The sequence below is a fragment of the Aquabacterium sp. UBA2148 genome (assembly GCF_002328915.1).
GTDB lineage: Bacteria > Pseudomonadota > Gammaproteobacteria > Burkholderiales > Burkholderiaceae_C > Aquabacterium > Aquabacterium parvum.
Genome location: NZ_DCXA01000255.1, coordinates 2,226 through 8,045 on the forward strand (window position 1 = coordinate 2,226; position 5,820 = coordinate 8,045).

Consider the following 5,820-nt stretch of genomic DNA (forward strand, 5'->3'; position numbering starts at 1 on the left):
GGCATGGCCTGTGGGGCCTGGCGGCCGCGTTGCGCCACCTCTTCGAGCACCTGCGCCGCCACAGGCCCGCCGGGATCGACACCCTGGGGCACCCGGTCCATCGCCACAGGCGACGTTCCGGTCGCTTCGGGCAACGGCTGGATCAGCCCCGCAGCGGGGGCCTCGCCGCCCGGCGAACCCGCCGCACCCGGCCAGGCCGCCCCCCGCCAGAACCACGCCCCGCAGGCCAGCACCAGCAGCAGGCCCAGCGGGGCCCAGACCCTCGCGCGGGCCTGGGATGACGCCTGCACCTGCGCCTGCGCCTGCGCCATCACTTGTGCCTCACAGCGTCAGCAGGTACTGCACCAGGTCGCTCACGCTGGCGGCGTTGGGCGCGCACCAGGGGTGCGGTGCGGCCGGCATGCCGATCGGGCCCGGGGTGCCCATCTCATCGGGGCCGTACTGCGTGCGCATCTTCTGGTAGTCCCAGTAGTAGAAGTCGTTGTCGCCGGCCACGGAGCTGAAGTACTTGTGGCGCTCGACGAAGCGGTTGCGGGCCTCGTAGGTCGTGTCGAAGATGTCCTTTTTCTTGTCCTTGTAGACGCGGAAGACATCGCCCTTGCGGTTCAGGTCGGGCGCAGGGGTGGGCTGATCGACCGTGCCAGGAGCGGGGCGCACCGGCGCGTGCAGCGTGTAGTACTGCTTGTACAGCGCCGAGCCTTCGGAGCAGCGATCGGGGCTGACCAGGTCTTCGAGGTTGCGCACGTGGCCATCCGACAGCAGGCCGCGCGACGTCACCCAGTACAGGTTGCGCAGGTAGGTGGCGCGGATGGACTGCTGCTTGCGCTGGAAGTCGGTGGGCGCAAAGAAGCGGCCGACCTGGTTGAGTGGCACCATCACCTCGCTCGAATTCAAGCCCATCTTGTCGCTGTGGCAGCTGGCGCAGGCCTGGTCGAACGTGCCCTTGCCGCGCGCCACGGCGGCCTTGACGCCGTCATACACCTGCCAGCCGCGCTGCACGAAGCTGCCTTCGCTGAGCACGCTCGAGCCCGTCTGGGCTTCCAGTCGCCCCGTCGACTTCAGCCAGCGGTGCAAGCCCACGTTGCGCAGGTCGTCGTCGTCCTGGTCGAGCACCGACATGTAGGCCGTCAGCGCCTTGAGCGAGCCCGCGTCCATCGAGCCCATGGCGCCGTCCGGCTCCTCGGCGTGGATGTACGAACCCTCGAAGCCCACGTACGACTCGGTGTGCGAGAGCGCGCGGCGCACCGGCAGGTGGAAGGTCACGTTCGGGATCGCCGTCGGGTTGAACATGTAGTCGTTGTCGTAGAGCCCGCCCTCGCCCGCCGTGCGCGTGATCGTGGCCTCACCCGTGCCGGCCGGCATCAGGTACATCAGCGGCGTCTTGTCGACCTTGGCGTCGCCCGGGGCCCACTTCGGGCCGTGCTCGGTTTCGTTGACGTAGGCGAACTTCGACGTGGTCTTGCCGGTGCCCGTGCCCAGCGTCGCCCACTTCATCGTCCAGTTGGGGTTGGGCAGGCCGGGGAAGACCTTGGTGATGTTGCTGCCACCCTTGCTGTAGCTGATCTGGTAGCCGTGGCAAGAGGCGCAGTTGAAGCCGATCCACGAGCCCTTGCCCAGGAAGGGGTGCTGCGACTCGGCGTAGCGGTAGCCGGCGTAGCCCGTGGTCTTGGTGTTGCCCTCCTTGAGCTGCTGACCGATGGCCAGGAAGCCGGGCGTCGGGTTGAACTGCGGGTAGGGTTTGAAGTAGACGTCGTTGATCGACTCGGCAGGCACCTGGCCGGCCACGTTCTTGACCGCACCGAACAACACGGTGGGGTTGGCCTTCTGCCGCGTGTAGGGGTCGGTGGCCTGCCCCTTCATGATCGCGTCCCACTCCAGGTTCTTGAACTTGTGGCTCAGGCCCAGGTTGTAGTCGTAGGACCAAAAGACCTCGCGGCCGCGCTTGACCATGTCGGCAAAGCTCGGGTTGTCCACCGACACGTCGATGGGCGCGATGGCCTTGGCCTCGGCCGACACCGTCGAGACCACGTCGCAGTTGACATCGGCCGGCGACTCGATGCGGTAGACCTGCGCGTCGATCACGTTGTGCGGCTGGCCCGGCTTGGTCAGCGAGGTGTTGAAGCCGGCGCGCTTTTGCACCTGCAGCCGCAAAGGCCCCTTGCTGGCGTGCGAGGGCACGGTGAACTGCACCTCGGTGTCGGACCAGTTCAGCACGTCCTTGGGCCAGTTGCTGCGCGAGACGCCCGTCTCGTAGTTCAGCGTCGAGAGGATGTCGAGCTTTTGCTCGTACATCTGCAGCGAGGTCTCCAACACGCGGCTGTTGCCGATCATGATCTTGCTGAAGTCGATGTCGGTGCCGGCGCCAAAGCCCGAGCCGTTCAAGGTGACGACGTCACCGGGCTTGAGCGTGGGCTTGGCGCTGCTGCCCGCCGTCCAGACGACGGCGCCATTGACCTTCATCTGCTGCACAACGGGTTGCGCGAAATTCGCCGCCGATGCCAGGCGCTGCTGCTCGCGAGCGCTGTTGAAGGCGCACACGACTTCCTGGTTGGGATAAGTGGGCGCGGCCTGGGCCAGGGTTGCGGCCATGAGGGTCGCCAAGGCCGCCAGGGCCGTTGCGGTGGGGGGTGTTCGCCAAGCCTGGTGATGCATGGTCGGCTCCTCGAGTGGTGGGTGATGAGCCGCGATGATTCCCACCCGACACCAAAGCCTCTGTCAGCCAGCCGACAAACGCGGGAAAGCACCGGGACGGCAGGGCGCCACCTTGGCGCCGTGCGTCCAAGCCTGGGACGTCACCACAGGCAAACCCGCAGGGAATCAGGCCCGAGGTTCGTCCGTGCCCCAGCGCTGCAGGATGCGCAATTCCGCCGGTGTCAGGCGCGCCGCGGCCTCCAGCCCGGTGCGATCCAGCACCTCGATGCGCCCATAAGCCAGGCGCAACACACCGCGTTGCTGCAGGTCCATGAGGATCTGGTTGGTCGTCTGCCGCGACAGCGACAGCATCGAGCCCAGCTCGCTCTGGCTGATGGGCAACACGCAACCACCATCGCTGGCGCCACGCATCATGCCGGCCACCAACCACAGCAGCCGCCTCACCAGCCTCGCTTCAGCAGGCAGCAAGGCCATGTCTTCGAGGTTGATGAAGCTCAGGCGCAGCTTGAGCGCCATCAGCACACCCAGCTCGCGCCAGCCATCGGGGTGGCGCAGCAGGCGCTCATGCAGGGGCTGCTGGGGCACGTGCAGCACGCGCGTGGGGCCATCGGCCACGGCGTCGTGCGTGCGGGGCAGGCGGTCGAAGACGGCGATTTCGCCGAACCATGTCGTCGGCTCGACCAGGGCCAGCACGGCCTCCTTGCCGGCGTCCGTCACGCCCGAAATGCGGATGGCACCGGTGAGCACGGCATACAGGCCATCGGCCGCATCGCCGCGAAAGAACAGGTGCTCGCCAGGCTGCATCGCGCGCAGCGTGCCCATCTCGAGCAATGCTCGCGAAAAGTCATGCGAGACCTGACCGAACCACGGGTCGCGCTGGAGCTGCGCGGCCAGCGTGTCGTTGAGCCAGTGCGGCATCGGCGGCTCAGAGTTCGCCGTAGGAGTGCAGGCCCGAGAGGAACATGTTCACCCCCAGGAACGCGAAGGACGTGACCACCAGGCCCACCAGCGCCCACCAGGCCGAGAAGGCCCCGCGCAGGCCCTTCATCAGCCGCATGTGCAGCCAGGCCGCGTAGTTCAGCCACACGATCAGGGCCCAGGTTTCTTTCGGGTCCCAGCTCCAGTAGCCGCCCCAGGCCTCGGCAGCCCAGAAGGCGCCCAGGATGGTGGCGATGGTGAAGAAGGCAAAACCCACTGCGATGGACTTGTACATGACGTCGTCGAGCACCTCGAACGACGGCATCTGCTCGGCGATCGGCTTGCGCGCGGCGATGATGCCCGCGACGATCAGCGCGGCGATGCCGAAGTAGATCGCCCAGTAGCTGCTCATGAAGCCCTCGGCGCCCGGCTTGCTGCGAAACACCAGCGGCTCGAAACACAGCACCACACCGATCAGCCACAGCGGGGCCAGCTTCCACCAGCGCGTCTCGCCGGCCTGCATCTTGACCAGGTAGGCAAAGGCCACCATGGCCGCCAGCGCGAAGGTGCCATAGCCGATGAAGTTGGCCGGCACGTGCAGCTTCATCCACCAACTCTGCAGCGCGGGCACCAGGGGCTGGATCTCGTGGGCACCACGCACCAGCGCGTACCAGAGCAAAAAGCCCACCGAGGCGCTGACCACCAGCATCACGAAAGCGCCCAGCGAGCCCAGGGCCTGGCCCATTTTCGCGAAGCGGTCTTCGTAGTACAGCCAGTAGGCCGTGGTCAGCCAGGCGAACAGCACGAAGACTTCGTACAGGTTGCTCACCGGGATGTGGCCGATGTCGGGCGCGATCTGGTGGCTCTCGAACCAGCGCACCAGCGTGCCCGTGGTGGCCATGAAGACCCCGGCCCAGGCGATGCGCGAGCCCAGTCGCGTGCCGGTGGCGCTCTTGCCCGCCAGCCCGATCCAGTAAAAGACCGTGCTCATGAAGAACAGCATGCTCATCCACAAGATGGCGCTCTGGCTGGACAGGAAGTACTTGAGCAGGAAGACGTTTTCACCCTGTGCCAGGTCGGCGCCATGGTCGTCGACCGCGCGCAGGTACAGCGTGGCCGCCAGCAAGGTGGCCGCTCCTGAGGCCACCGACAGGCCCTGCACCGGGCGCCAGAACCAGCCCAGCGCGATCAGCGAAGGCACCATGCCCACCAGGATCGCCTTTTCATAGACGTCCATGAAGCCGCCCCAGGTGCGCCAGCCCCAGCCGGCCGCGGCCACCACCAGCACGGCGAACAACCAGTCGGTCAGCGGGCGTCGTTGGGTGGGCAAGGCGATCGCAGCGTTGGCGGCGGGTGAAGTCGACGTGCTCATGTCAGGGGCGTCCTCGGTCGGTGATGCGCTGGCCAGGGATCCGGGCAAAGGCGAAATGGGAAAACATCAGGCTTGGGCAGCCGCTGCGGGCACATCGGCCTGCGCACCCAACAAGGTGTCGCGCAGGCGATTGAACTCGCGATCGGTGTCCAGCGTCTGTCGGGTAGACGACAGGGCGAGCTTGATGCGGGTGCCAGAGGCGCCATCATCCTGCAGCCAGATCCACAGGCGGCGCTCGCGGATGTAAAGCATGGCAAACACGCCGACGATCAGCAGCACGCAGCCCAGGTAGACCACGTTGCGCCCAGGGGTGCGCGTGACCTGGAAGACGCTGGCCTGCTTGGGCACAAAGCCCTCCAGCGTCAGCAGCACTGGCGAGGGGTAGAAGTAGGCGTCCGACAGGGCCAGCACGGCTTGCGTCATGAATTCGCGCACGGGTTCGCCGGCCTCGCCCTCGGCCGACCAGGGCTGCTGCCCGGCCCGCTCCAGGCTGACGTTGAGCAGCTCGAACAAGGCGCCATTGAGGATGCGCACCAGCGTGGCCGAGGCCTGCTCGCGCTGCGCCTCGGGCACCGCCACCTCGATGAAATCCGACAGGCCCTGCAGGCCACCGATGGGCTGGGCCCCCTGGCGGGCCGCCACCGCACCGGCGAACAGGCCCAGCGCCTTCTGCGCCGAATCGGCCAACTGTGCCTGCAGCTCGCTGCGGTCTGCGGGCGCGGCCATGCGCCCGAAACGCCGCGCCGCCTCGGCACGCATCGCCTCGTCGTTGAGGGCCTGGCGCAGGCGCAACCAGGTGTCCACCGAGGTGTTGGGGTCGGCCGGCACGCGCAGGTAGCGAAAGCCTTCGGCCGGCGTGTCGCGCACGCCGAAGAGGA

General features: G+C 67.3%; 4 protein-coding genes and 1 pseudogene. All 5 read right to left on the reverse strand.

What is annotated here, in order from left to right:
• Positions 1 to 311, reverse strand: a pseudogene (locus B2W70_RS14235) (hypothetical protein); the annotation flags it as partial.
• 10 nt (positions 312 to 321) lie between these two features.
• Complete coding sequence (locus B2W70_RS14240) at positions 322 to 2,589, reverse strand: hypothetical protein (RefSeq protein WP_286746662.1); 2,268 nt, start codon at positions 2,587 to 2,589, stop codon at positions 322 to 324.
• Between the two features lie 228 nt (positions 2,590 to 2,817).
• Positions 2,818 to 3,570 (reverse strand): Crp/Fnr family transcriptional regulator, encoded by a 753-nt coding sequence (locus B2W70_RS14245; RefSeq protein WP_083505880.1) that lies wholly within the window; start codon positions 3,568 to 3,570, stop codon positions 2,818 to 2,820.
• A 7-nt stretch (positions 3,571 to 3,577) separates the two neighbouring features.
• Complete coding sequence (gene ccsB / locus B2W70_RS14250; RefSeq protein ID WP_286746665.1) at positions 3,578 to 4,942, reverse strand: c-type cytochrome biogenesis protein CcsB; 1,365 nt, start codon at positions 4,940 to 4,942, stop codon at positions 3,578 to 3,580.
• Between the two features lie 66 nt (positions 4,943 to 5,008).
• On the reverse strand, positions 5,009 to 5,820 hold an 812-nt coding region (locus tag B2W70_RS14255; protein WP_286746667.1), incomplete at its 5' end, for a cytochrome c biogenesis protein ResB.